The sequence below is a fragment of the Microbulbifer sp. VAAF005 genome (genome assembly GCF_030012985.1).
Taxonomy (GTDB): Bacteria; Pseudomonadota; Gammaproteobacteria; order Pseudomonadales; family Cellvibrionaceae; genus Microbulbifer.
The window spans coordinates 4601974-4626297 of sequence record NZ_CP120233.1 but is presented as its reverse complement, the minus strand read 5'-3'; the positions used below and the strand labels follow the sequence as shown (position 1 = coordinate 4626297).

The following is a 24324-nucleotide window of genomic DNA, read 5'->3' as shown; positions in this document are numbered from 1 at the left end:
AATAGGACCCTATGAGGCATGGATGCCGATTAGGAGCTTACAGAGTTGTATTCACAGCGAGTCTCGAGTGAAGTGTATTCTTTCCTTCCACCCCAGCAGAAAATTTATGAGATAAAAGAAATAGTAATATCTGGAAAGAAGAGATTGGCGGGCAAAGAAGTGCCAACGGGATAGAACATCACACTGGCACCGTTCCTGTGAGAACAAATTGTTTCAGCCACTAACCGGAACCAAAAAACAGGCTCCGGTTAGAACTGAGGGTAATTAGCCCTTTAAGTGTGTTGTAACTTAACCGTCACAACGAATATCAGCAGATACTCCAGCTTCCGGGGTCAACTTAACGTTGGCAACCGCAATAGCCATCGGAGCTTCACTCTCCAGACCAAAGGCACTAAAGACCTTGCCGAAATCCGCACCGGCTTTTACAAAACACTGCAGATCTACAGAAACCCGGGTCCAGCTTTTCTGTTCCATGGATTTCAGCGCAGACTCCAGCGGTACCTTGGCAGAACAGCCATCACCACAGTTCATGGTGGCCACCACCGGCTTTTCAATTGGCTGATCGACACGGATATTCAGTGTCAGCGCAGACTTCTCTTCCAGGTAGACATTCAGGTCCTGCATATATTCAGCAGACAACTGAACTGCGCCAGGACGCAGACCTTTCCAGGTAATCAGTCGCGCATCTTCCTGGGAAGACATATCGATGGAGCTGACAGTGATGTTCTTATCGTCTCCGCTAACCGCGAAGTTACCGTGTACAGGTACAACCTCTGCCCCAGCTTCAGCAATATTCAACACCCAGGGAGCCTGCGGGCGGGATACCAACAGCCAGGCTTCTTCCAAACCGCCACCGGCACTGGATTCACTGGTCTCCGGCAATTCGTTGCTCACCAGGGATTCCTGTTCAGCAGCCAGGCCATAGCCCAACTCAAACAATGGCTCGTAATTGTCGTGGTAAGGATTCAGGACATTCTGATAGCTGTGCATTGGCCAGCTGAATGGCAGCTTGCCAGTAAAGTCGTAACGGGCTTCCCCATCGGCGCCTTTAATCAGCACATCTGCAACACCAGCACCTTCAGAGCCAGGCAGCCAGGCAGCAACAAAGGCATCGGATGCATTCAATTCACTGTTAATCCAGAGAGGACGGCCTGAAAGGAAAACGCTCACTACCTGAACACCCTGCTCGCGCAGTTTTTTCAGCAGCGCCAAATCCTTCTTGTTACCGCGCTGGTATTCCAGGTTGGTAATATCGCCGTGCCACTCTGCATAGGGCTCTTCACCAAATACAACAATTGCAACCTTGGGCGCCTTACCATTGGCAAAAGTCGCATCTGAGAAACTGCCATCCGCACTCAATACCGCTTCACCGCCAGCGGCTTTAACCGCCGATGAAATACCTTCAAAGATGGAAGTCGCACCAGGGAAATCTGCGCGTGTGTTGCCAGTACCCTGCCAGGAAATCGTCCAACCACCACTCTGCTTGGACAGGTTATCCGCACCATCGCCGGCAACCAGAATATTCTGGTCCGCAGCCAATGGCAGCAGCTTGTCGTTGTTTTTCAGCAATACCAGGGATTTACGTACCGCTTCACGCGCGATTGCGCGGTGCTCCGGGTTGCCCAAGATGCCGTCTTTGCCTGCCAGCGGCATATTGCGGTCAAACAGACCTGCACGGATCTTCACTCGCAGGATACGGCGAACGGCATCATCGATACGCTCCGCACCGATTTCACCGCTCTTGGCCTGGGCCAGGGTGTTGTTGTACAGGGCTTTCCAGTCCGCCGGCACCATAAACATATCAAGGCCGGCATTAATCGCCGCTGCACAGCTCTCTACGGTGCAACCGGGCACGAAACCGTGGCCATTCCAGTCGCCCACCACAAAGCCATCAAAACCGAGGCGCTCTTTCAAAACAGTGGTCAGAAGATATTTGTGGCCGTGGAGTTTTTCACCGTTCCAGCTATTGAATGAAGCCATAACGGTCTGTACGCCTACCGGCAGAGATGTCAGGTAACCCGCCGCATGGACCTCTGCCAGTTCTTTTTCCGGAACCGCATTATCACCTCGGTCAATTCCTCGATTCGTACCACCGTCACCGACAAAGTGCTTGGCAGTGGCAACCAGGTTTTCGCCGCGCAGGAATTCAGCGCTGGATTTTTCGCCCTGGAGCCCCTTCACCATTGCCTCGGCATAATCCGCAACAATCTTGGGATCTTCGGAATAGCTCTCGTAAGTTCTGCCCCAGCGGTCATCGCGCACTACCGCGACGGTGGGAGCGAAAGTCCAATCGATACCGGTCACTGCCACTTCGCGGGCGGTGGCGCTGCCAATACGCTCAATCAGCTCCGGGTCTTGGGCGGCACCCAGACCAATATTATGCGGGAACAGGGTCGCACCGATCACATTGTTGTGGCCGTGAACCGCATCGGAACCCCAGATCAGGGGAATCGCAACACCGCCATCGGAAGTGTCCATAGAAGCCTTAAAGAAGGCGTCAGACAGGGCCAACCAGTCTTGCGGCGTGGCAAACTTATCGTTGTTCGGGAAGGCGCCACCACCATTCAATACGGAACCCAGGTGATAGGTCTTCACATCTTCAGGAGTAACGCTGCGGATTTCCGCCTGGATCATCTGACCCACTTTCTCTTCCAGAGACATGCGGGACATGATTTCAGTGATTTGGGCTTCCAGCTTTTCATCGCGTGGTAAGGCTGGCTTGAGTTCAGGCCAGTTGTCGATGCCCTCGGCGGCACTGGTGCCGGTGTCAGCCTGCGCTTTATCGGCTTTTGGCTCAGTTTGTTGGCTCTCGGAGTGACACCCGGCGAGCACAGAGGCACAGAGCACAAAGCCCAGCGAAAATCGCTTACTAAAATTCACGAATAACTCCCAAAATTATTCCACGCTTGTTAACTGGCTCTACAAGTAGCGAACGGCTAACCTTTGGAAAATACTCCCAAAGCTATGCGACCAGCACGCTTCAACTATCGCCTTATTTATTATGCCGCGCATCAGCTGCACAAACAGATCTGCACGGTCTGCTTCCACTGAACCGAAATAGTAGAGATTACCTCCAAATCCAGCTCTCGTCGGAATCAAGCTCTACTGATGCCACATTCACCAAACAGCCATAAAACCAAGTCATAGCCACCCTGTGGGCACAGTTCGCAATGGCAACAAATTGCAGTACTTGTCTCTATAGGCCAATAGAAATCCGATGGGCTGGTCCAAATCACAGACAAGGCGGAAAGGATAAATGAAGGTTCTACTCCACCGCGCTACCGCGCAGGGTTCGTGAAAAAGCGCCGTAATAAACGATGTAGCAGTAACACACCAGAGGTACCAAAAATGAATACTGGATACCGGCACTATCAGCCAGCATCCCCTGGAATAGAGGAATAATTGCACCGCCGACAATTGCCATACACAGGACACCACTACCCTGACTGGTATGCTTGCCTAGCCCACGCAAGGCCAGGCTGAATATAGTCGGGAACATAATCGAGTTGCACAGGCCCACTGCAACTATGGACCAGACCGCGATCGGGCCTGACGTCATCATCGCGATTGCAATAAGCACCACCGAACCCAGGCCACAAACCGCCAGTGTTTTACCCGCAGAAACAAAGCGCAACAAAAAAGCCCCGGCAAAGCGCCCGATCATCGCTCCGCCCCAGTAATAAGAGACATACTTTGACGCTTCAAAAGGAGCCATCTTTGCCACTGATGGTTCACCAAAGAAACTCACCAGGAAACTGCCAATAGCCACCTCTGCACCCACATAGGCAAAAATACCTACAGCCCCCAGGGTTAAGCGGGGGAAGCGCCACAGAGAAAACACATCGTGACCATCCGCTCCACCACCCTGTTGGTGCTCGGGAATAGCCGGCAACCTGATCCAGGAGAAGAAAGCGACCATCACCAGTAGAAGCACTGCTAACCAGAAATACGGGGTCTCAACTAAAGCCGCTTCCCGGGCCCTGAACTCAATAATGCTTGCCGCTGTATCCGGGTCGGCGGTAATAGTGAGTCCCGCAAAGAAAACTGCGCCACCAATCACCGGTGCCAAGGTAGTTCCCAGGGAGTTAAAAGCCTGGGTTAAATTCAATCGACTGGGCGCCGTGCGAGCACTTCCCAGCGCAATAACATAGGGATTTGCGGAAACCTGCAGCAGAGTAATACCAGAGGCAAGGACAAACAGCCCCAGCAAGAAGACTTCGTAGATTTGCAGGCGGGCAGCGGGAATAAAGACCAGGCAACCTGCACAGGCCACCAAAAGCCCGAGCACCAGCCCAAGCTGATAGCCAACCCGCCTCAACAGCATACCTGCCGGCACAGATACCAGGAAGTAAGCAGCAAAAAAGTAAAACTGCACCAAGACAGCTTTGGTGTAACTCAGCTCAAAAACATTTTTTAAGTGCGGAACCAGCACATCGTTCAGGCCGGTAATAAATCCCCAAATCAGAAATAGGGACGTAAGTGCAATTAAATTGATATAGCGCGGGGCGACGCCGGCCGCTACTTCGGCACGGGTATCAGTATCATATTTAGCCATCTCGCTCGAGGAGAACCCCGGTTCGGGCAACATCTGGCTCATCGGAAACCGATCCCCAAATCTAAACTATTTCTTACCAGCGGCTGGTCCATTCACCCGGAACTTTTTCCGCCACCACATATTTATTGGCAGAAGTCAGTATCGCTCCTGCGACTGTGGATTCATTCAAGCCGTAAAAGGCCCTGTACATTTTTACCACACTTAACGACAACTACCTATCCACTCAACCAAATTTCAAATTACCATTTTTGACCAGGTAGACAATCTATTAGTAGCCAGCTGAATAAACCGGTGTACCACTGATCGTTGGAACTGGAGGAGTCCGGGCCGATTAAATCACTTTTAAAAAAGAGAGGAGTGTTGTCTTCTGAATCGAGATTGCCGAAAATTACTCGACTATTCACCCCGAAATCAGATAAAAAGGACTTTCTCAAGGGTGAGCCGGAAGTGTGGCGCTATCACCTCTGGCGGGTCACGTTTCTGCAGGGTAATATTCGGCAGATAATAATGAACGCGACGATGAGCGTCTATCCCGTCCTTTTCACAATACTAAATACGCGGGACATCATGCAGTACTCGACCCGTCTAGATACGAGACCAAACACTGATATTCAGTCGACCCGCTGGTTTTGGAAACTGCAGCTGGTCAGCTGGGTTGGCATACTACTGGTCACTTTTCTTTCACTGACCCTGTGGCACTCCCCTACTGAGTGGCCACACTTCGAGCCAGTCAATACAGTATTCCAGTGCGCTATTGCATTTTTATTATCCCTGTTTCTAAAACCGATTTTTGATGTCGCCTGGGAATCAGAACTCGCTTTCCGCACCGTGATCTACCTTCTGGCTGTCGCTGTTATTTCCGGAATATGGACCCTGGTTCGTATGGAGGCCTATATACGCCTCAGTGGTGAACACTCTATCTGGTCTGAGTTCGGCGGCTGGTATTACGCTTCTTTATTTGTATTTTTATTCTGGAGCGCCCTCTACTGCGGGGTAAAATATCACTTCCTACTCAATGAAGAGCACAAAAAAATGCTGGAGGTCGCAGCAGTACATGAACGGGAGCAACTCCGCAGACTCCAAGCAGAGGCCATCGCCAATGAAGCGCAACTAAAAATGTTGCGCTACCAGCTCAACCCCCACTTTCTCTTCAATACGCTCAATTCCATTAACGCCCTAATTCGATTCCAGCAAGCTGATGAAGCGAGGGAAATGGTTGTGCGTCTCAGTGATTTTTTAAGGCTCTCCCTAAAAGAAGACCCCATGCAGAAAGTTGAGCTTGAACGAGAGATCGAGGCGGTATTGCTTTATTTGGAGATTGAAAAAACCCGCTTTGCCGACAGGTTGTCCGTAGACCTGTCGATCGATGAAACCGTACGCCGCGCACAAGTGCCCAGCATGTTGCTGCAACCACTGGTAGAAAACTCGGTGAAATATGCCATAGCCCCCAACGAAATGGGGGGCACTATCGGCATCCACGCTCACAACACCGATGATCGCCTGGTACTGGAAGTCTATGACACCGGCTGCCCAGATCACTTTGCCAGCGAATGTGACCCGGAGTCCTCCTCAACGGGAGTGGGCCTCAAAAACGTACGCGAACGCCTGTCGACGCTCTACCCACAAGATTTCAAAATAGAACAAAACAAAAACTCTGATGGCGGTATGCAAGTACTCATCAATATTCCACTGGAAATTTCCAACCCATCAACCCACCTGACACAGGGAGAAGTTCAATGAGCAAGCTCAGCGTCGTACTGGTGGACGACGAGCCCCTGGCTTTACGGCTACTTAAAAGTATGCTCGAAGAACGCAAGGACCTGGATATTCTCGCCTGTTGTCGCAATGGCCGGGAAGCTGTCCAAGCAGTTTCAGAGCACAACCCGGACCTACTCATTCTCGATGTGCAGATGCCCGGAATGAACGGTTTTGATGTGGTGCGCAACCTGCAGGCTGACACCATGCCCTTAGTAATCTTTGCCACAGCCTACGACCAATACGCCCTTAAGGCTTTTGAAGTCCACGCGGTTGACTATGTGCTCAAGCCACTGGACCCGCGCCGACTGGAAACCGCCCTCGACCGCGCCCGACAGCGCCAGGCACAGATGTTATCCAAAGGAGAGGATGGTCATCAGGAAGAGAAAAATCGCCTGATGCGATCTTTTGAAAGCAGTGCCAGCAAAGCCTCAAGTGGAGAGAGTACCGCTGCAGCAGCAACCCAGCGTCTCGCCATTAAAGACCGAGGCAGTATCACAATGGTTAACCAACCGGATATCGAGTGGATCGATGCGGCGGGTGACTATATGTGTGTGCATGCCAAAGGGGAAACCCATGTAATGCGCAGCACTATTAAAGACCTGCAAAAACAACTCTGCCCGGACACTTTTAAACGCATCCACAGATCCACACTGGTTAACCTGAACTTTATTGTACATATCAAGGTTTTGACCAAGGGCGAGTACTTTCTCACCCTGAGCAGCGGTGCAAAGCTGAAAGTAAGCCGCAACTATCGCTTACCGATTAAAGAGTTTCTCGATTCCAACAAACAGTCTGATCTAACTGCCCCCCAAGCTTCCTAACCCCCAACCTCTCTAAAACTGGCAGGGATCGCCGGTACCCCCTCTTCCCCCACCATTCAAAACATTTCAAATTGACCATTTATTCCGGACACAAAAAAGCCGGCATAAAAATGCCGGCAAACGAGCTCAGAAGAGAAGAAAAGAAACTTAAGCGCGTTTATCTGTACGGTGTCCAGAGAGACCGTAGTAGAGAATATAGAGGTAACAGAAGATCGGCAGAACGAACGCCAATTGGATACCAATCTGGTCAGCCAGAAGCCCCTGCAACAACGGCACAATGGCACCGCCTACAATGGCCAGGCATAAGATTCCGGAGCCCTGACTGGTCGATGGGCCCAGCTTGGCCAGAGCCAAACTAAAGATAGTCGGGAACATAATAGAGTTGCACAGACCCACAGCCAGTACCGCCCACATCGCCAGATAGCCGCTACCCGTAACAGTAATCAACAACAGTACACAGGAGCCGATAGAGCAGATTGCGAGCACTTTGCCAGCAGAGATAAAGCGCATAATTAAAGCGCCGGCAAAGCGACCGACCATAGCGCCACCCCAATACAGGGAGATATAGAAGGCAGCTTCAGACTCTTCCAAGCCGGCGATGGAATCCTCAGCGATAAAGTTCACCAGGAAGCTGCCGATAGAGACTTCAGCACCCACGTAGACAAAAATAGCGATCGCACCCAATACCAAGTGGCGGTAGCTCCAGGCGGAAGCGGCTTCGGCATTGGAAGCTGCAGCGGAGGTTGCGCTGCTGACAATTTTTGGCAAATTCAAAAATGCGAAGACGATAGCCAGGATCGCCAGCGCGGACGCCAGGATCAGGTAGGGAACTTCAATAACCGCAGCGCTGGCAGCACCCGCTGCAACGCCGGCAGCGGGTAAAATCAGCAATGCACCAAATTGAGGGGCGATAGTGGTACCCAGGGAGTTAAAACCTTGGGTCAGGGTCAGGCGGCTGGGCGCCGTGCGCTCATCGCCCAGTGCTGTCACATAAGGGTTGGCGGAAACCTGTAAAATAGTAATACCGGAAGCCAGAATAAACAGAGCACCGAGGAACAGTGCATAAACTTCCATTCTTTCAGCGGGGATAAACAGCAAACAGCCAACCACCGAAATACTTAAGCCAGTCACAATCCCTTTCTGATAACCAATTTTACTGACCAGGGCACCGGCAGGCAGGGAAACCAGGAAATAAGCACCAAAAAAGCAGAACTGCACCAGCATTGCCTGGGCATAGTTCAGCTCGAAAATCCCTTTCAAGTAGGGAATCAAAATATCATTCAGGCAGGTGATAAATCCCCACATAAAAAATAGTGAGGTCAGCGCCACCAGGGCAAACCTGTGCCCCGACTGGTCACCCGTCGGTATCTGCGCAGCATCCGTTGCTGTATTACTCTGCATTATTGCCATAATTATTAATCCTGAGACTTCAGCTCACAGGCTTCACCGGTCGATATTTTCAGCCGGGCAAACCTGTGCCTTTTGCACCAATCTTTATTGTTGGTACTTTCTATCATGGAGGCAGCGCCGTCTCAGAGGCCTTTTCGATAAGGGGGTTCAAAATGGGGGCAGCGTGGACATACAGCGGCCGCCAAGCTTCAGACTGTCTGCTATCGGGCCAGCTGAACCGCTTTCTCAACGGCCTCCATCGAAAGAGTAGATCAACCTGTTTGAGTACTTTATTTCCTTCTAAGACTTCCCGGGAGTCCAATAACCTAGCCACATAGAGGAGACTGACCACAAGGCAGCTCTGTAAATAGTGGTTTTTTTTCAGGCAGAGGGACAGCGAAATGAAAACTCAATCGCGCGGAAAATGACACACAAGCGCAAGTATCTATGAGCAGGGAAAGAAGGGACCAGGAAGGAAACACCAACCGCACACAAGGGCAATACTTTTATACACTTGGCGCGGCAGGAAAGGATCTAGGGAGCCTCCGAACAACTCCCTAAAGCAAAAAAGCAGCTTAGGAAACGATATTGCCGTAGCTCATCAGGCGCTGATAGCGCTTCTCCAGCAGCTCATCAATGGGGATGCTGCTCAGCTGGTCCAGCTGCTCGCTGAGACGGTCTTTGAGGTTATTGGCCATTGCATCTGGATCGCGGTGAGCGCCACCGAGAGGTTCGGGGATGGTTTCATCCACAATACCCAACTCTTCCAACACGCTGGAGGTCACCCCCATCGCCTCAGCGGCCAAAGGCGCTTTCTCAACAGTTTTCCAGATAATGTTGGCGCAACCCTCAGGGGAAATCACAAAGTAGGTGGAGTACTGCAGCATGTTCAGCTGGTCACCCACACCGATCGCCAGTGCACCACCGGAGGAACCTTCACCAATCACGGTACAAATAATCGGCGTGCGCAGGCGGGACATCACTGCCAGGTTCTGGGCGATGGCTTCACTGATACCGCGCTCTTCACTGTCGATACCCGGATAGGCTCCCGGGGTGTCGATCAGGGTCAGCACCGGCATTTTAAAGCGCTCGGCCATTTCCATAACACGCAGGGCTTTGCGGTAACCCTCCGGCTTCGGCATACCAAAGTTGCGCGCAACCTTCTCGTTTACAGAGCGGCCTTTCTCTTCACCAATCACCGCTACCGGCTTGCCATTTAAGCGCGCGATACCGGCGATAATCGCCTTGTCATCACCAAAGTGGCGGTCGCCGTGCAGCTCATCCCAATCGGTAAACAAACGCTCGATATAGTCTTTTGAATAGGGACGTTGCGGATGGCGGGCTACCTGTACGACCTGCCATGGGCTCAGGTCGGAGTAGATGGACTCGGTCAAAGTTCTACTCTTCTCCCGCAACCGGGTAACTTCATCGGCGATATTCAGCTCGTTGTCATCACCCACAAGCTGCAGCTCTTTTATCTTGCCTTCCAGCTCTGCAATTGGCTGCTCAAACTCGAGAAAATTAAAATTCATGAAATCTGCGCCTTTAACTCTTTTTGTTACCACCGGGCTATCACAGCGGCATAGCTTAACTGTACAGAACCAGCCAGTCGAGCCCGGTAGATTTTAACGCCGTTGTGCGTATTGAAGCGCCACCTGCTCACGTCCCAACAGTTCCCTGAGGGACTGGACCATCTGGTCGTTTGGTTCTACGTTCCACTGCGGCGGCAGTCGGTACAAGCCCCGGGCATCGTGGCGGGAAACCTCAAGGCTGACCCCGCACTGACCACCGGTATAGGGTTGCAGGCAAGCGGCCAGCCGCTTGGCCAGCCCCGGTGCCACACTGCCGCTATCCACTCGCAAGCGCACCCCGGTCACCCGGCTCTGGCGCAACTCATCGAGCGTGGAAACGCTGTTTACTGTCATCTTCAGGCCGCCGCTGTAATCGTCAGTGGCAACCGGTCCATCCAATACCAGCAGAGCATCTTTGGCCAACTTGTCTCGATGTTCGCCAAAGGCCTCGCTGAACATGGCCGCTTCAATACGGCCACTGCGGTCATCCAGGGTAACAATAGCCATGGAATCACCGCGTTTTGTTTTCATTACCCGCATCGCCACAACCAGGCCCGCAACTTTTTGCGATTCCCGGCCGGGTTTCAAATCGGCGATTCGCGCCTTCACCAGGTGTTGTAACTCACCGGCATACTCGTCAATCGGGTGCCCGGTTAGATACAGACCCAGGGTATTCTTTTCGCCTTCCAGGCGCTCGCGGATACTCCAGCAGCGTGTGCGGCGGAAATCCTCGTACACATCGCCTTCCGATGCCTGGGGCACCACTTCGCCAAACAGGTCCATCATGCCCGCATTGGCATTGGCCTTTTGCTGTTCCGCCGCTTTTACCGCTTCATCCAGCGCGTTAAACAGCACAGCGCGGGAATAATCCAAGCCGTCGGCACCATTGGTATCCGGGCCTATGCTGTCCAGTGCCCCAGAGCGCACCAGTGCCTCCAGCGCGCGCTTGTTCACCTTGCGCGGGTCAACCCGCGAGCAGAAATCGAACAAATCGGTAAAGGGACCACCCTCTTCCCGCGCCGCAATAATATTTTCAATCGGACCTTCACCCAGGCCCTTAATCGCACCGAGACCGTAGATAATGCGATTGTCGATATCCACCGAGAACTGGAAGCTGCCCAGATTCACATCCGGCGGCACCAGCACCAGCTCCATGGCTCGGCACTCTTCGATAAAGGTCACCACCTTATCGGTCTTATCCATATCCGAAGACATGGTCGCCGCCATAAACTGGGCGGGATAGTGCGCTTTCAGCCAAGCGGTCTGGTATGACACCAGTGCGTAAGCCGCAGAGTGCGATTTGTTAAAACCATAGCCTGCGAACTTCTCTACCAGGTCGAAGATCTTAATCGCAAGTTCGGGGTCAATTCCTTGCTCTTTTGCCCCATTTTCAAAAGTGGCCCTCTGTTTGGCCATTTCCTCCGGTTTCTTTTTACCCATCGCCCGTCGCAACAGGTCGGCGCCACCGAGGGTATAGCCCGCCAACTCCTGGGCGATCTGCATCACCTGTTCCTGGTAAACAATAACCCCGTAAGTGGGCTCCAGGATCGGTTGCAGTTTTTCATGCTGGTATTTGGCATCCGGATAGGCCACCTGGGCGCGACCGTGCTTACGGTTAATAAAGTCATCAACCATGCCCGATTGCAGCGGACCCGGACGGAACAGGGCCACCAGGGCGATCATATCTTCCAGGTTGTCCGGCTGTAGGCGCTTGATCAGGTCCTTCATACCCCTGGATTCCAGCTGGAATACCGCCGTGGTCTCTGCCCGTTTGAGCATTTTGAAGGTTTCTTCATCGTCCAGCGGCAGCGCGGCAATATCCAGGGGTTCCTCACCCACGCGCGCACGGGTCTCGTCCACCATGCGCTTGGCCCAATCGATGATGGTCAGCGTCCGCAGGCCGAGGAAGTCAAACTTCACCAGGCCCGCATCTTCCACATCGTTTTTGTCGAACTGGGTTACCAGACCCGCGCCGGTCTCGTCACAGTAGAGCGGCGCAAAGTCGGTGAGCTTGGTGGGGGCGATAACCACACCACCGGCGTGCTTGCCCACGTTACGGGAGACCCCTTCGAGTTGCAGGGCCATCTCCCAGATTTCCTGGCCCTCATCGTCGTGGTCGAGGAATTCCCGCAGGATCTCTTCCTGGTCGAAGGCCTTTTGCAGGGTCATGCCCACATCGGGGGGAATCATTTTGGACAGCTTGTCGGCGAGGCCGTAGGACTTGCCCTGCACCCGCGCCACGTCTCGCACCACCGCCTTCGCGGCCATGGTTCCGAAGGTAATAATCTGGCTCACCGCTTGGCGGCCATAGTTATCCGCAACGTAGCCAATTACCCGGTCGCGCTTCTCCATACAGAAGTCGATATCGAAGTCGGGCATCGACACCCGCTCCGGGTTCAGGAATCGTTCGAACAGCAGATCGTATTGCAGCGGGTCCAGATCGGTAATATCCAGCGAGTAGGCCACCAGGGAGCCGGCACCGGAACCCCGCCCCGGGCCCACCGGGATATCGTGGTCTTTGGCCCACTGGATAAAGTCCATTACGATCAGGAAGTAACCGGGGAATCCCATCTGGATAATGATATCCAGTTCAAAGCGCAGGCGGTCTTCGTAGACCTGGCGGCGCTCGGCATAGTCCGCAGCGGATTTGTCGAGGATGGTGGCGAGACGCCGCTCCATACCTTCATAGGAGACCTTTTCGAAGAACTGGTCTTCGGTCATACCCTCGGGAATCGGGTATTCCGGCAGGAAGTACTTACCCAGCTGGATCGGTGCGGAGCAGCGCTTGGCGATCTCCACGGTGTTTTCCAGGGCTTCGGGGATATCGCCAAACAGCTCCCACATTTCTTCCGGTGTGCGGAAATACTGCTGCGCGGAGTAGCGGCGTTCGCGGCGGGGGTCATCGAGAGCGCGGCCTTCATGGATACAGACGCGCACCTCGTGGGCCTCGAACTCGCTCTCGCCCATAAAGCGCACGTCGTTAGTGGCTACCACGGGCAAGTTCAGATTCTGGGCCAACTTCACCGCCGAGTGCAGGTAGTCCTCATCGCCGGCGCGACCAGTGCGCTGTAATTCCAGGTAGTAGCGGCCGGGAAATAACTCTGCCCACTCCCGTGCCAGCTCCTCTGCCTGGGCGCGGCGCCCCGCTACCAAGGCACGGCCCACATCGCCGTACTTGGCACCAGACAGCATCAGCACCCCTTCGCTGTACTCTTTAACCCATTCGCGTTTGATATAGGCGTTACCGTGGTACTGGCCTTCCATCCAGGCCCGGGAAATCAGCTCGGTAATATTGCGGTAACCATCGGCGTTCATCGCATAGAGCGTGATCAGCGTTGGCTTGCCCTCGCCGCCTTCGCTGAGCCAAAAATCCGCTGCGGTAATCGGCTTGATACCGGAGCCCAAACAGGCCCGGTAGAATTTGATCTGCCCGTAAAGGTTGCACTGGTCGGTAATCGCCAGGGCTGGCATTTCCAGCTCCTGGGCGCGGGCGATGGCCGGCTTGATTCTTACCAGGCCATCGATCAGGGAAAATTCTGAGTGAATTCTTAGGTGGACAAAGGGTTGGGTCATAGTCGCATTTAGTTCCGGGCCCTGCGAGGCCCGGCCCCGACAAAGCGCTATCGATTGTTTACCAGATTCGGCCCATTTGCCGCGCGCGCTCGGTGCAGAGCTTTAACACTGCACGGCGCTCATCGTTATCCATGGAGCCCCAGCGGCTGATTTCGTTTCCACTGCGAAAACAGCCCTCGCACAGGTCCTGCTCATTCAGGGCACATACGGAGATACAGGGGGATTTAACCGGGCGCTCTTTCGGCTGCACGGTTTTTACCGGTTGTTCAGACATCTTTAGCCTCAAGCGGGACCAATTCACTGGCGAAATGTTTGCCGTTGGCCGCATAGTGATCGCTGCTGGCTTTGAGCAGCTCGTAGGTGGCGGGATCGAGAGATTTTACTACCTTGCCGGGAGAGCCCAGCACCATAGAGTAATCGGGAATTTCTGTGCCCTCGGTCACCAACGCATTGGCGCCAATGATACAGCACTTGCCGATTTTGGCCCGGTTTAAGATCACGGCATTGATACCAATCAGGCTGTAATCACCAATGTCACAGCCGTGCAGCATCACTTTATGGCCTACGGTGACACCGGTACCGATGGTTAATGGCACACCCACATCGGCATGCAGAACCGAGCCATCCTGTACGTTGCTGTATTCACCGATAGTGATCGGCGCACAGTCGCCGCGCACCACCGCGTTAAACCATACGGAGCTGTGCGCAAGCATACGCACATCTCCAATCACATGGGCACCGGGCGCAATATAGTGGCCCTCACCTTCCAGTTGTGGCTGTTTATCCCCCAATCTGTACAGCATTTGGCCTCCAGCTCGATATGATTATGAACCGCTTATTATCTCGCGCCAAAGAGGCCGTGGCTAGGGAGAGATGATTGCGCTTTTCCCAATATTACCCGCTAGAGCAGCTCGCCCTGCTGAACAAAGTTGGCACCCTCAAGAGTGAGCAAGCGCGCTTTCAAAGACAGGCCGCCGGCGTAGCCGGTAAGGCTGCCATTAGCTCCGATTACACGGTGGCAGGGAATAACGATGGCAATCGGGTTCGCACCATTGGCCCGCGCCACTGCACGGATAGCGCGGGGCTGGCCCAGCCACTGGGCTTGCTGGCTGTAACTGCGGGTTTCGCCAAAGGGAATTTGCAACAGCGCATCCCAAACTCGGCACTGAAATTCAGTACCCTTTGGCGCCAGAGGCAAATCAAAGCTTTTGCGCTGGCCAGCGATATATTCCCGCAACTGCTGGGCGGCCAAATCTGTCAGCTCCGAGGCGCCCCGCTGCCAACCGGCCCCCAAACGCAATGGTCGTTCATCGTCATAAAACTGGAGTGCAACTATACCTCGGGAGAGACCCTCTCCCTCTTGCTCGCAGGCCGCGATGGCAACATCCCCCAATTCCGTGGTGTAACTCTCATAGACAATCATTTTTTCTCTCCAGATTTCAGGGACTGCCACAACAAAATGGCTCCATATGCCCGCCAGGGCCGCCACTGCTCTGCCCGCTCCAGGGCCTGCTTGGGTTTTGCCTTTTCGCCATCACTGCCCAGGGCTTGCAGAATACCCAAATCCGACGCGGGGAAAGCATCCGGCATCGACAGGCCACGCATAGCAATATAATGCGCCGTCCAATCGCCAATACCCGGCCGTGCCGTGGCTTGATTGCACCAATCCTCCAGGGACTGATCGGCAAAACTCACACGGCCATCCAAAGTTGCGGCGACAAACTCCTGCAGGGTTTTCATCCGAGCCCGGGTCAAGCCCAGATCGGCAAAGTCCGCCTCAGCGAGACGCTCCGCCGTTGGGAATAAAAACCGCTCTCTGCCAGCATCGTCCACAAAAGACTCCCCGTAGCGGGCCACGATACGTCCGGCAATAGTGGTCGCCGCCGCGACACTGATCTGCTGACCGAGAATCGCCCGCAGTGCATATTCGAATGGGTCCCAGGCACCGGGCAAGCGCAGGCCCGGATTCTTCGCCAACTGATCCGCCAGCAGTGGATCTTCATTTAATACCGTCTGGATCTCTTCAATATCCGCATCCAGATCAAACAACCGGCGCAGGCGCTGGTTCAGTAGATATAACCCTGCCCCACCTTCCTGGCCAAATATCTCCACTACCAGGCGATTGCGTTCCGGATCATGAGAAACCTCCATCACGCCGCGACAGGCATCCAGCTCGAAACTGCGTGAATAGACCTCCCCCTCCACCTGCTCTACCCCCGCCAAAGCGCGAGTTCCCAAGAAAGCCAGGAGTTGTTGCCAATCTAATGGCGGGCGGTAATCCAGGTACAACCGCACCCGTGTGGCACTCGCCTTCTCCGCGCGCACTGCGTGTCCCTCCCTGCGCACCTCGGATGGGGTGCGTTTGTAGATCTGTTTGAATACGCCGTTAAAGCGTCTCAAGCTGTTAAAACCGGACTCGTAGGCTATTTCAGCAATAGGCAGGTCCGTATCTCGCAGTAAACGAAAAGCAAACAGTGCCCGCTCGGTTTGCCAAACCGCTAAGGGACTTACCCCCAGGTGTTCAGAGAACAGACGGCGTAAATAGCGGCTGCTGACCCCGAGACGCTCTGCAAGCCGCTCCACAGATTGAGGCTCGCGTTCACTGCGCATCAGTTTTAAAGCGCGCTGTACGGTGGTCGAAACCAATCCCCAAGCTGGACTGCCCGGCGCAGAATCGGGGCGACAGCGCAGACAAGGCCTAAAGCCCGCATTGGCCGCCTCCGCCGCAGTCTCGAAATAAGTGACATTGCGCTCCAGCGGTGGCCGAGCGGGACAGATCGGGCGGCAGAAAATGCCGGTTGTTTTCACTGCGGTATAGAAGCGCCCATCAAAGCGCCGGTCTCGGGCCAATCGCGCACTGGAGCAAACTGCTGCATCAATCTTCATAAGTCTCTCTCGTTTCTGACTACCAGTGTATGGATTGGACGGTATCGGAACTAGTCATAAACGGAACTGACCATTTTGGGCTGTAGACTTATAAGTCAGGCAGCCGCGGCCTGAGAGAGGGAAGCCAATTAGATACTCTTGACTACCTTACGCAAAAAGCCCCTCGGCCGATAAGTCACACCTAAAGATTATTCTTTAAATAAACTGATAAAACGGAGGCTTTTAACCATTCTAGGGAGGTATTCGTAAGTGGATTAAACAGCCCCGGAATAGCCCTACTCCCCATCAGGAACGTTAATTGATACAAACCCTGAAACGTAAATGCTCAAGGCAATCTATAACGCAAGGCAATCGCAACGGAGCCACTCATTCTATGCGCACCTTGAAGGCTATAAGTAGTAAGCGCAACTCGATGCAAATGGACCTAATGCTTTGCAAACCCCGTAATGCAGCAGCTATCGCCTTCAAGACACACCCTTCGACGCTTGTAGAGTTATTAGCAACCTGCACCACGACGTTGTAACGGTCCAGACATTTCCGTCGAACCGCATCTTGATTGTGAAACGCCCGGTTAGCCAGAAGTATCATGAAATTATTCAGCGGCTCTATACATTTGAAATACCCAGGCCATAGCTGTTGCTCAATCCCAGCCCTATCTGCACTAACGGTCGCTAACAATTAATGGGCATACAGGGGTATTTTTGATCATCTTGACTGTTATTTTTGCAGAATAGCTTTATCAGGAAAAAATTTGATGAAATACAATGAGTTACAAAGGTAGTCTTTTTTGGGGATAGTAGTCAAAGTGATCATTTTTACATTTGGTACGACTGACATAAAAGCAAATAATCTTTTGATTTGAATAACATTTTTTAGCCAAGGCGTAAGATTGATTCCAGGATAGTAATCAGGATAATAGTGATCAGAATGATTACTATATAACTGTTATGTGTAAGGAATAGGTCAGATGATAATCATCGGAGAGAAAAGAGATAAAGAAATCAAAAACCTGGAATTCCCTGATGCCATTCATAATCTTATGAACGGTGAATTCGTTCACGAAGATTTGGAGTATAGATTCACGCCCTTAAAATATTCGCTAGAAAACGAAGACTTTTCTCCTCAAGGTATCGATGTTATTCCTATTTGGGAGAGTGATTACAGTATTACGGGGTTCTATTTAGAAAACGGCAGTCCAGTTTTTATCACCTACGACATAGATGATCTTAATTCCATTAATCGTATTGGAGCTAGTGTTCTAGAGTTAGTAGAATATCTCGTAAAAGAATATGGCGAGGACGAGGAGCAACTAAAAAGTGTATTGCTCAAGTAAAACACATAACCAGGTCAGGCACCGGAATCAGCTGACGCTGCTCCGGTGCTAACGGCGTTAGGAGTAAAGATGACTCCCGAAGTATCTGAGTTGTTATCACTTGATGTCTATCGTGACGGTGGATCTTTGAGTGCATCTTTTCGAGACACTGAAGGTACGCAGCACGAACTAATATTTACCATTGATAATTATGCCAGTGATGAGACTGATGGCTTCAAATTTTATAAGTCGGCCTCAATAGAGTCATACATAAAAAGTGAGTATGTAAGTCCAATAACAGGCATATCTTCACCGAAAACAGAGAAGCACAAGGCCAGCATATCCTGGCAGGAGGCCATCACCCTATTGAGCAATCTCAAACGGTTTATGGTAGGTTTTGAGTCTGAGTACCGTTGGGTATTTAAGAGCATGGTCGAGGTAGCTGGAAATGAACAGCATCAAATCAAATACTCCTAACAAGGCCAGCCAGAGGGAACAAAAAACCGCCGCTTCGCTCTGGTTTTTCGTCCCCTGCTGGCGGCGTTATGCATCACCATGATTAAAGATATCGAGATTAAAAAATTACCACCTGAGATAAAAGTGTGTGGTATGGCAATTAAACCTGTTCGCGGAGTAACCGAAGAGGGAAAAACTATATATGAAAAAGATGTGCAGATTGAGCTAAAAAACATAGGAGGAAAAGCTCTATCCTTTGTTGACTGCAATCTTTCTTACTATGATGCTCAGGGCGAGTTTATAGGGTGTGATTCAGATGGAAGTCTTTCATTAGTTAAGCCAAATGAAAGTGTATTTGTTTCTATCCCTATGCTTAGCCCAAGTAACACTTCTAAAAAACTCTTAGAAGTTAGCATTCAAACTGCAGAAGGTATTTTTAGTAAGTATATTTCATGGGTTTTTCTAGCAGGTGCGTTAGTATTTTTGGTTTATCAAAATTATTCAGCTTAATATACATAACAAGGCGTTCAAATTCGTTCTGCATCGTTGGTGCTCCACCGGACACAAAAAGCCATGGCACATTTCACTTTACCACAACTTTTTGTGCCGTTTAGCTTGGCGTTAAGTTTTTTGAGAGGTCGTTCCATTAAAACAAATAATCTTGAAATTCATAGAGCAGAGCCTGCAGTAATTGAGTTGAATGGCTTCCTCAATGCATTAAGGTGTGTGATCGGCTATCCGAAAAGGATATTTAGTGCAACACTTGTCGAAAAGAATACTGGTTTAAACTCTATTGTCGAAGACACAATAAAAAGTATTGGTGAGTTTGGAAAACTCATAGAACAAAGACAATCTGATTACAAAACTACTTATCAATTATTCATCGATCATATTTATAAGAAAATATCGGATACCAAAACTAGGGCTTTGGATAATTTAGATTGGAATCTAATTGAGTATTATGGTCTTATCTCAACATCAGACCAAGAAGATGGCCCTTGGAATAGATTTATTAGTCAAGAACATACGATTTTAAGATTTCTTGATGATGACGGTGATGAGTACATTTTATTCTTTGTAGAATTTAGTGATTTTGTAGTGGTAGCCCAATTGGGGTTAGCATGGAACGAGAAATAAACATAACCAGGGCATGCACCCGACCTCCGGCAATTTGCACCTTTTTTGCGGTAGAGCTGCAAAAAAGCCTCCAATTACCTCCGGCTGGTGATGCAGGCGTTAGCATTCAGTAAATATGAAATTTTTATATAGAATACTGCATTGGCTGTTTCTTGGAGCAATTGGAGTTTCAGCAATCCTTATATTCTTAACTATAGGGTTTGTCTGGTTGTGGGATATAAACTCTATTAACTCAATCGGCGAGGCTAAAGAACTTCTGAGCAAACATGGCAGTATCGAGCACGAGCAAATAATTAATGAGTGCTCGAAGTTAATAAAGGATGGAGAAGAGCGCACTTTAATGCATGAGGATATCCCAGAAGTGCTAAAGTCGTTATCGCCACAATATGTCCGAGCTTCAGAGTACTCATGTGAGGTAAACCTTTACAAACAGCCAGGCAAAGGAATTGGCTACTTTGTAAAAAAATCTCCTAGTGGCTCTTTCATCCTTAGTTGGTTTAACCACTTTGAAAGTTGGGAAAGTCATGATATTGAAGTCAAATAGTGAACATGCTAACAATCACAGGCAGTTAGCGTCGGCCCCTATAGGGGCCTCTGCGGGACGGCCTACGCTTCGCTTCAGCCGCCCCTGCTGTGGGCGTTATTGTGGCGGTCAGTTTTATTGATTTTACGTGGCAACTGAAAGCTTAGTGCCACTAAATAGCATTCAGTGTTGAGCAATTTTACTGATTGCTATTCAAGTAGTTTCGCTCCTAGAGTGTTCGCTCGGTTGTTGTAAAAAGAGGCAGCCCGGTGCAATTTCGTGGAGTGCCAATAAGGTAGGAATTGGTTGGGGGAAGTGCTGTGTTCTTCCCTCGTAAATATTGGGCAGTGGCCAGCCAAACTGTGGCTGGCAAAGTGCTAGTAGTCGGTCCCGAGCGCGCCAGCCATAACCAGGCTGTCCAGCCCAACCCCTTCGGGGTTGGGCTGGACAGCCTACGCGTTGCTTCGGCTGCCCTTGCTAGCGGCGTTATGCATCTATGAGTAAATTGAAAATTATTGTGTTCTGTCTCTTGCCTTTAGGTTGCACTAGCGTCGACAGGTTGGGTTCTGAAGCTCGGTTTCAGAATATGCTGGGCACTAAAATACTTACTAGCGATGGCCTCATTTGTAGTAGAGCTCCCAGAGCGGGAATGTCAATCCAAAATGAGATTGTCTGGCAGAATAAGAATGACAAGTGCTACATCGGTGATACTGTAGCAACGCTCAAACAAGGCGATTCAGTCGTAGTCACTGATATCGTTGAGGTAAAAAGATTAAATTTATTCAAGTTTCAGCATTGGTTTGTCGTTGGCCACTTACAGAATCAAAGTGAGCCTGTTTCGTTCGTTTACTATTGGGGAATGTCAACAACATCGCCTGACTACCCTGACAACGTAATTTTGCCAAAGTGGAAGTAATGCATAACAAGCGGCTGTTGTCGCCCCTGCGGGGCTGGGACGGCCTTTCCGCTGCTCCGCAGCTACAAGTCCGCCCCAAAGCCGAGCGTTAACTGTCATGGAAAGTTCAGACTTCTTAAAAATGATCGAGGAAATAGACTGGCTTGTTGAAGCTCAGCCTGTCAGCTCTGTATTGGATACAGACTACCGCTGGGATTGGCTGCCAACTAGTCGAGATGATACAAATCCTTTTCCAGTTACTGTCACTGATATAGACAAAGATAGTGCCAAAGAACTAGCTTCGAAATTATACAAAGTCGCGCTCACCTCACTTCGAAAAGTGAAGGAAAAACGCCACCTTTTGATAGATGGCCCGCATGATTATACTGAGAGTTTTAAAGGTGCAGCTCTGTTCTGCGTAAGGCAGGCTGCACACGAGAATGCTTCCAACCAGATTGGGAAGTGGACGGAGATACTTCACCTCTTTAAACGAGGAATGTGGCCATGTGGTATCAAAGAAAATGGCGAAATAGTAATCCTGTGAGCACAGTTGACAAGGCAAAGCAGCGGACGCCGCAAAGCGTCACACCTTTTGCTTGCGCAAAAGCTGCGCCACTTTACTTCGACCGCTGTTTGCGGCGTTAGGAATAATATGAGAGCAGCTATTTTTCTTCTTTTTTTACTATCGTACAGCTCAGCTGCTGAAGAGCTATGCCCATCTATAGAGTGGAGCGTTTTAAACCCAAATGCTCGCTGGGGAGCGAGCGATTTCAGCAAGAGAAGTGCTCAAATTGCCATTGATGAGCTTTCAGCGAACCTTAAAGCCGGTGGATATACTGATATATTTCGAGTTGCAGATCTCCAGTCCATCTATATGGGTTACATTTTGCTCGAAAATGTCAGAAAAACTAAAGGCAAAAATCAAGAGAGGGCAATTGGAGAGTACTGCGGTTTTATCTCAAAAACTCCGATTCGAGAAAATTCCTAACAAACGCAAGCAGTATGCTCCGGCCCTTCGGGCCTCCGCGGGACGCCCAACGCTATGCACATTTTGTGCGGGTCGCTGCGCTCCCAGTTTCGCACAAAATGTGCATAGCATTGGTCGCCCCTGTTGCGGGCGTTAAGGCACTAGAAGGAAATTAGGTGTTATTTAGACTTTGGCCAATAATTTTGATAATTATCCTAAATGTTTTTGTTTTAGGCGCCTCGACATTTGCTGAGGGTATTAATTCAGAGGCCTGCTGGTCTCCAAGGTTTGGTGGCCTGCTTGTTGGTTTGGCTGTATTAATGCAAGGTTATGCCTATGCAAATCCAGACACGTTCAATGCTGTACTCTCAAATGGGACAACGCTTGAGCAGTGGACTCATCACGCAATTTATATTTCATCAGTGTTTGGTACTATTTACTGGGCTTTTGGTGATTTGTTTGGGCCGTTTTTATGGCTGACAAATAGTGCTTGTATGAGGTAATACGGCCTTAACAAGGCCATGAAAAATTGCGCGTTTCACGCGCTGGACTCGCAACAAGTTTCTCGCCTTTTATGGCGACGTTATATTTTTTGAGCGATGAACGAACTATTTGACTCATATTCTAAATATCCAAAATCAAGGCTGTCCGATATCGGACTTGATGACGAAGCTATAGCTTTTATGTCAGAAGTTGGGTTGCCGAACTGGTGTGCGCCAAATATGTATTTCGGCGATGAAGAAACCTGGTTGCCGGCGATCAACTACGAGAATGAAATTCTTTATGCTATCGGCTCTGATCGTGACGATTACCCTATATGTATAAATGGTAACTTTGTTGTGGTTCGCTTGAGGGATGGAGAGCAGGACTTTATGGCAACAAATCTCTTGAAGCTTTCTCAGTCATTACATCTGTTTCAAGAGTGTATTAATGGAGCTGTAGATATAGACGATCAAGCTTATATAAAGAACAATATACCTAGCCAATACGTAGATAGCTTTGTGGCTTGGCTTAAGAAAAACGAACCAGAAGCACTCATTAATGGTGCTTTTTGGTTGGGTGTTCTTCGTTGGCTAAATTACAAAATATAAATCGGGTAGCCGGTAGTTTCTAACTACCGGCCCCCACACCACCCATCGTGCGGGTCCGCAATGGGCGGTTCCCTATCCGTAATGAATCTCTACCCAACGATCTCGCAATGAAATCAAACCCATCCCTTCGAAGAACTCATTATTGAGCGCAATATGAATACCCTCAGTTTTTGCGCTTCGCCAGTAACTTTTACCGGACGAGCCGCAGGTAACTGCCAGCGATTCACTCACACCCATACGCAGTAAATTTCGAACTTTCGTTCTCACTCTGCGCCAATTCTTCCAATAGCTCATTCTTAATCGCCGTCGTATCCAGCAGTCTAGATCGATACATTTTTGATAGCCTTGCGCTATTCCAAAATAGTTGATCCAACCACGGAGGTATACGGTAAGTTCTTTCAGTTTCTTTTCCATAGAGATACCACGAGATCGCCCTGTAATCTGTCGGACGCGGTATTTAAATTGGAGCAGGGACTTATCATGCCAGACAAGCTTTGCCCCCGAAAAGAGAAGCCTAGGAACTTACAACGGCTGACAGGAACCACTTGGCTTTTAGTATCGTTAACTTTGAGCTTAAGCTTGCGCTCAACAAAGCGTTTAATACTCGCCATAACCCGTTCACCCGCGCGTTTAGAGGAAACCACAATCACAAAATCGTCCGCATAGCGGACGAAATTGTGTCGGCGTTTTTCCAGCTCTTTGTCGAGCAAGTGGAGTACAATGTTGGAGAGCAGCGGCGATAAAGGGCCACCTTGTGGCACCCCCTCATGACAGGCTTTCCAGCATCCATCTTCTACACTTCCTGCACGCAAGTAGTTTGCGATCAGTTTGAGTACGCGCTTATCGCTGATTCTTTGGCCAAGTAAACTCATGAGGAAATCATGATTTACCCGGTCGAAGAATTTGGATAAATCGACATCCACTGCTATTCGTTTCCCTCCCTCGATATACTTTCGCAGCTTTTTCACCGCATGATGCTGTGATCGCTTTGGGCGGAATCCATAGCTGAACTCCGAAAAGGTTTTATCGAAACAGGGACCGATGATTTGGGCGATAGCCTGCTGAATAACACGATCAAAGATCGTAGGTATCCCGAGACCACGCTGGCCACCATCTGGCTTGCGAATGTAGACGCGCCTGACGGGAAGCGGCTGGTAATGACCCTGTCGAATGGTCTCGATGAGCTCGTCGCCAACTGCCTTGAAGTGCTGCACAAAATTATCGACAGTAATCCCGTCAATGCCTGCGGCACCTTTGTTGCTTCGCACGTGTTTCCATGCAGCATTAAGATTTTCTTTGCTGAGGATGGCTTCAAGCAGATTTTCATTTGAGTTGAGTGTCATGGCAGTGCGCTACGTCAATTTTATATCCGGCTGGCAACATATCCGTA

At 50.6% G+C, this 24324-nt stretch carries 22 protein-coding genes; 11 read left to right on the top strand and 11 right to left on the bottom strand.

Annotated features, from left to right (window positions below; translation table 11 throughout):
* Positions 1–288: 288 nt before the first annotated feature.
* Positions 289–2880, bottom strand: coding sequence for a glycoside hydrolase family 3 protein (locus P0078_RS20765; RefSeq protein WP_282931797.1), 2592 nt, complete (start codon positions 2878–2880; stop codon positions 289–291).
* A 385-nt stretch (positions 2881–3265) separates the two neighbouring features.
* Positions 3266–4597, bottom strand: a complete 1332-nt coding sequence (locus tag P0078_RS20760) for a sugar MFS transporter (protein WP_282931796.1) — start codon at positions 4595–4597, stop codon at positions 3266–3268.
* Positions 4598–5122: 525 nt separating this feature from the next.
* On the opposite strand from P0078_RS20760, the gene P0078_RS20755 reads away from it, so the two are divergent.
* Both P0078_RS20755 and P0078_RS20750 read left to right on the top strand, forming a co-directional pair.
* The gene (locus P0078_RS20755) at positions 5123–6295 is read left to right on the top strand and encodes a sensor histidine kinase (RefSeq protein ID WP_282931795.1); all 1173 of its coding nucleotides are present in this window, start codon (positions 5123–5125) and stop codon (positions 6293–6295) included.
* Entirely contained in the window at positions 6292–7134 is an 843-nt protein-coding gene (locus tag P0078_RS20750; RefSeq protein WP_282931794.1) for a LytR/AlgR family response regulator transcription factor, read from the top strand. Before P0078_RS20755 ends, P0078_RS20750 begins: the two co-directional genes overlap by 4 nt.
* A 147-nt stretch (positions 7135–7281) precedes the next feature.
* Here P0078_RS20750 and P0078_RS20745 read toward each other — a convergent pair whose 3' ends face one another.
* The 7 genes from P0078_RS20745 to P0078_RS20715 form a co-directional block, all read right to left on the bottom strand.
* Positions 7282–8544 (bottom strand): sugar MFS transporter, encoded by a 1263-nt coding sequence (locus P0078_RS20745; RefSeq protein WP_282931793.1) that lies wholly within the window; start codon positions 8542–8544, stop codon positions 7282–7284.
* 554 nt (positions 8545–9098) lie between these two features.
* Positions 9099–10055 (bottom strand): acetyl-CoA carboxylase carboxyltransferase subunit alpha, encoded by a 957-nt coding sequence (locus tag P0078_RS20740; RefSeq protein ID WP_282931792.1) that lies wholly within the window; start codon positions 10053–10055, stop codon positions 9099–9101.
* A 93-nt stretch (positions 10056–10148) separates the two neighbouring features.
* The gene (gene dnaE, locus P0078_RS20735) at positions 10149–13667 is read right to left on the bottom strand and encodes a DNA polymerase III subunit alpha (RefSeq protein WP_282931791.1); all 3519 of its coding nucleotides are present in this window, start codon (positions 13665–13667) and stop codon (positions 10149–10151) included.
* A gap of 58 nt (positions 13668–13725) precedes the next feature.
* On the bottom strand, positions 13726–13941 hold the full coding sequence (locus P0078_RS20730; protein ID WP_282931790.1) for a DUF1289 domain-containing protein: 216 nt from the start codon (positions 13939–13941) through the stop codon (positions 13726–13728).
* On the bottom strand, positions 13934–14470 hold the full coding sequence (locus P0078_RS20725; protein ID WP_252085074.1) for a gamma carbonic anhydrase family protein: 537 nt from the start codon (positions 14468–14470) through the stop codon (positions 13934–13936). Before P0078_RS20725 ends, P0078_RS20730 begins: the two co-directional genes overlap by 8 nt.
* A gap of 98 nt (positions 14471–14568) precedes the next feature.
* Complete coding sequence (locus tag P0078_RS20720; protein ID WP_282931789.1) at positions 14569–15090, bottom strand: methylated-DNA--[protein]-cysteine S-methyltransferase; 522 nt, start codon at positions 15088–15090, stop codon at positions 14569–14571.
* Positions 15087–16553 (bottom strand): DNA-3-methyladenine glycosylase 2, encoded by a 1467-nt coding sequence (locus P0078_RS20715; protein ID WP_282931788.1) that lies wholly within the window; start codon positions 16551–16553, stop codon positions 15087–15089. The genes P0078_RS20720 and P0078_RS20715 overlap by 4 nt, the downstream gene beginning before the upstream one ends.
* 967 nt (positions 16554–17520) lie before the next feature.
* Here P0078_RS20715 and P0078_RS20710 point away from each other — a divergent pair.
* The 9 genes from P0078_RS20710 (at position 17521) to P0078_RS20670 (ending at position 22934) form a co-directional block, all read left to right on the top strand.
* Positions 17521–17886, top strand: a complete 366-nt coding sequence (locus P0078_RS20710) for a hypothetical protein (RefSeq protein ID WP_282931787.1) — start codon at positions 17521–17523, stop codon at positions 17884–17886.
* A gap of 69 nt (positions 17887–17955) precedes the next feature.
* Positions 17956–18342 (top strand): hypothetical protein, encoded by a 387-nt coding sequence (locus tag P0078_RS20705; RefSeq protein WP_282931786.1) that lies wholly within the window; start codon positions 17956–17958, stop codon positions 18340–18342.
* Between the two features lie 78 nt (positions 18343–18420).
* Positions 18421–18831, top strand: a complete 411-nt coding sequence (locus P0078_RS20700) for a hypothetical protein (RefSeq protein WP_282931785.1) — start codon at positions 18421–18423, stop codon at positions 18829–18831.
* Between the two features lie 63 nt (positions 18832–18894).
* On the top strand, positions 18895–19458 hold the full coding sequence (locus P0078_RS20695) for a hypothetical protein (protein ID WP_282931784.1): 564 nt from the start codon (positions 18895–18897) through the stop codon (positions 19456–19458).
* A 115-nt stretch (positions 19459–19573) separates the two neighbouring features.
* Positions 19574–20002, top strand: a complete 429-nt coding sequence (locus P0078_RS20690; protein WP_282931783.1) for a hypothetical protein — start codon at positions 19574–19576, stop codon at positions 20000–20002.
* Between the two features lie 992 nt (positions 20003–20994).
* Positions 20995–21420, top strand: a complete 426-nt coding sequence (locus P0078_RS20685; RefSeq protein WP_282931782.1) for a hypothetical protein — start codon at positions 20995–20997, stop codon at positions 21418–21420.
* Between the two features lie 108 nt (positions 21421–21528).
* Positions 21529–21864: a hypothetical protein gene (locus P0078_RS20680; RefSeq protein WP_282931781.1), complete on the top strand. Its 336-nt coding sequence runs from the start codon at positions 21529–21531 to the stop codon at positions 21862–21864.
* Positions 21865–22019: 155 nt separating this feature from the next.
* Positions 22020–22346, top strand: a complete 327-nt coding sequence (locus P0078_RS20675) for a hypothetical protein (RefSeq protein ID WP_282931780.1) — start codon at positions 22020–22022, stop codon at positions 22344–22346.
* A gap of 96 nt (positions 22347–22442) precedes the next feature.
* Complete coding sequence (locus P0078_RS20670) at positions 22443–22934, top strand: hypothetical protein (protein ID WP_282931779.1); 492 nt, start codon at positions 22443–22445, stop codon at positions 22932–22934.
* A gap of 72 nt (positions 22935–23006) precedes the next feature.
* On the opposite strand, the gene P0078_RS20665 is transcribed toward P0078_RS20670, so the two are convergent.
* Positions 23007–23348, bottom strand: a complete 342-nt coding sequence (locus P0078_RS20665; protein WP_282931778.1) for a group II intron maturase-specific domain-containing protein — start codon at positions 23346–23348, stop codon at positions 23007–23009.
* A complete protein-coding gene (gene ltrA, locus P0078_RS20660) occupies positions 23333–24277 on the bottom strand; it encodes a group II intron reverse transcriptase/maturase (protein ID WP_282931777.1) in 945 nt (314 codons plus the stop codon). The genes P0078_RS20665 and ltrA overlap by 16 nt, the downstream gene beginning before the upstream one ends.
* Positions 24278–24324: the final 47 nt, after the last annotated feature.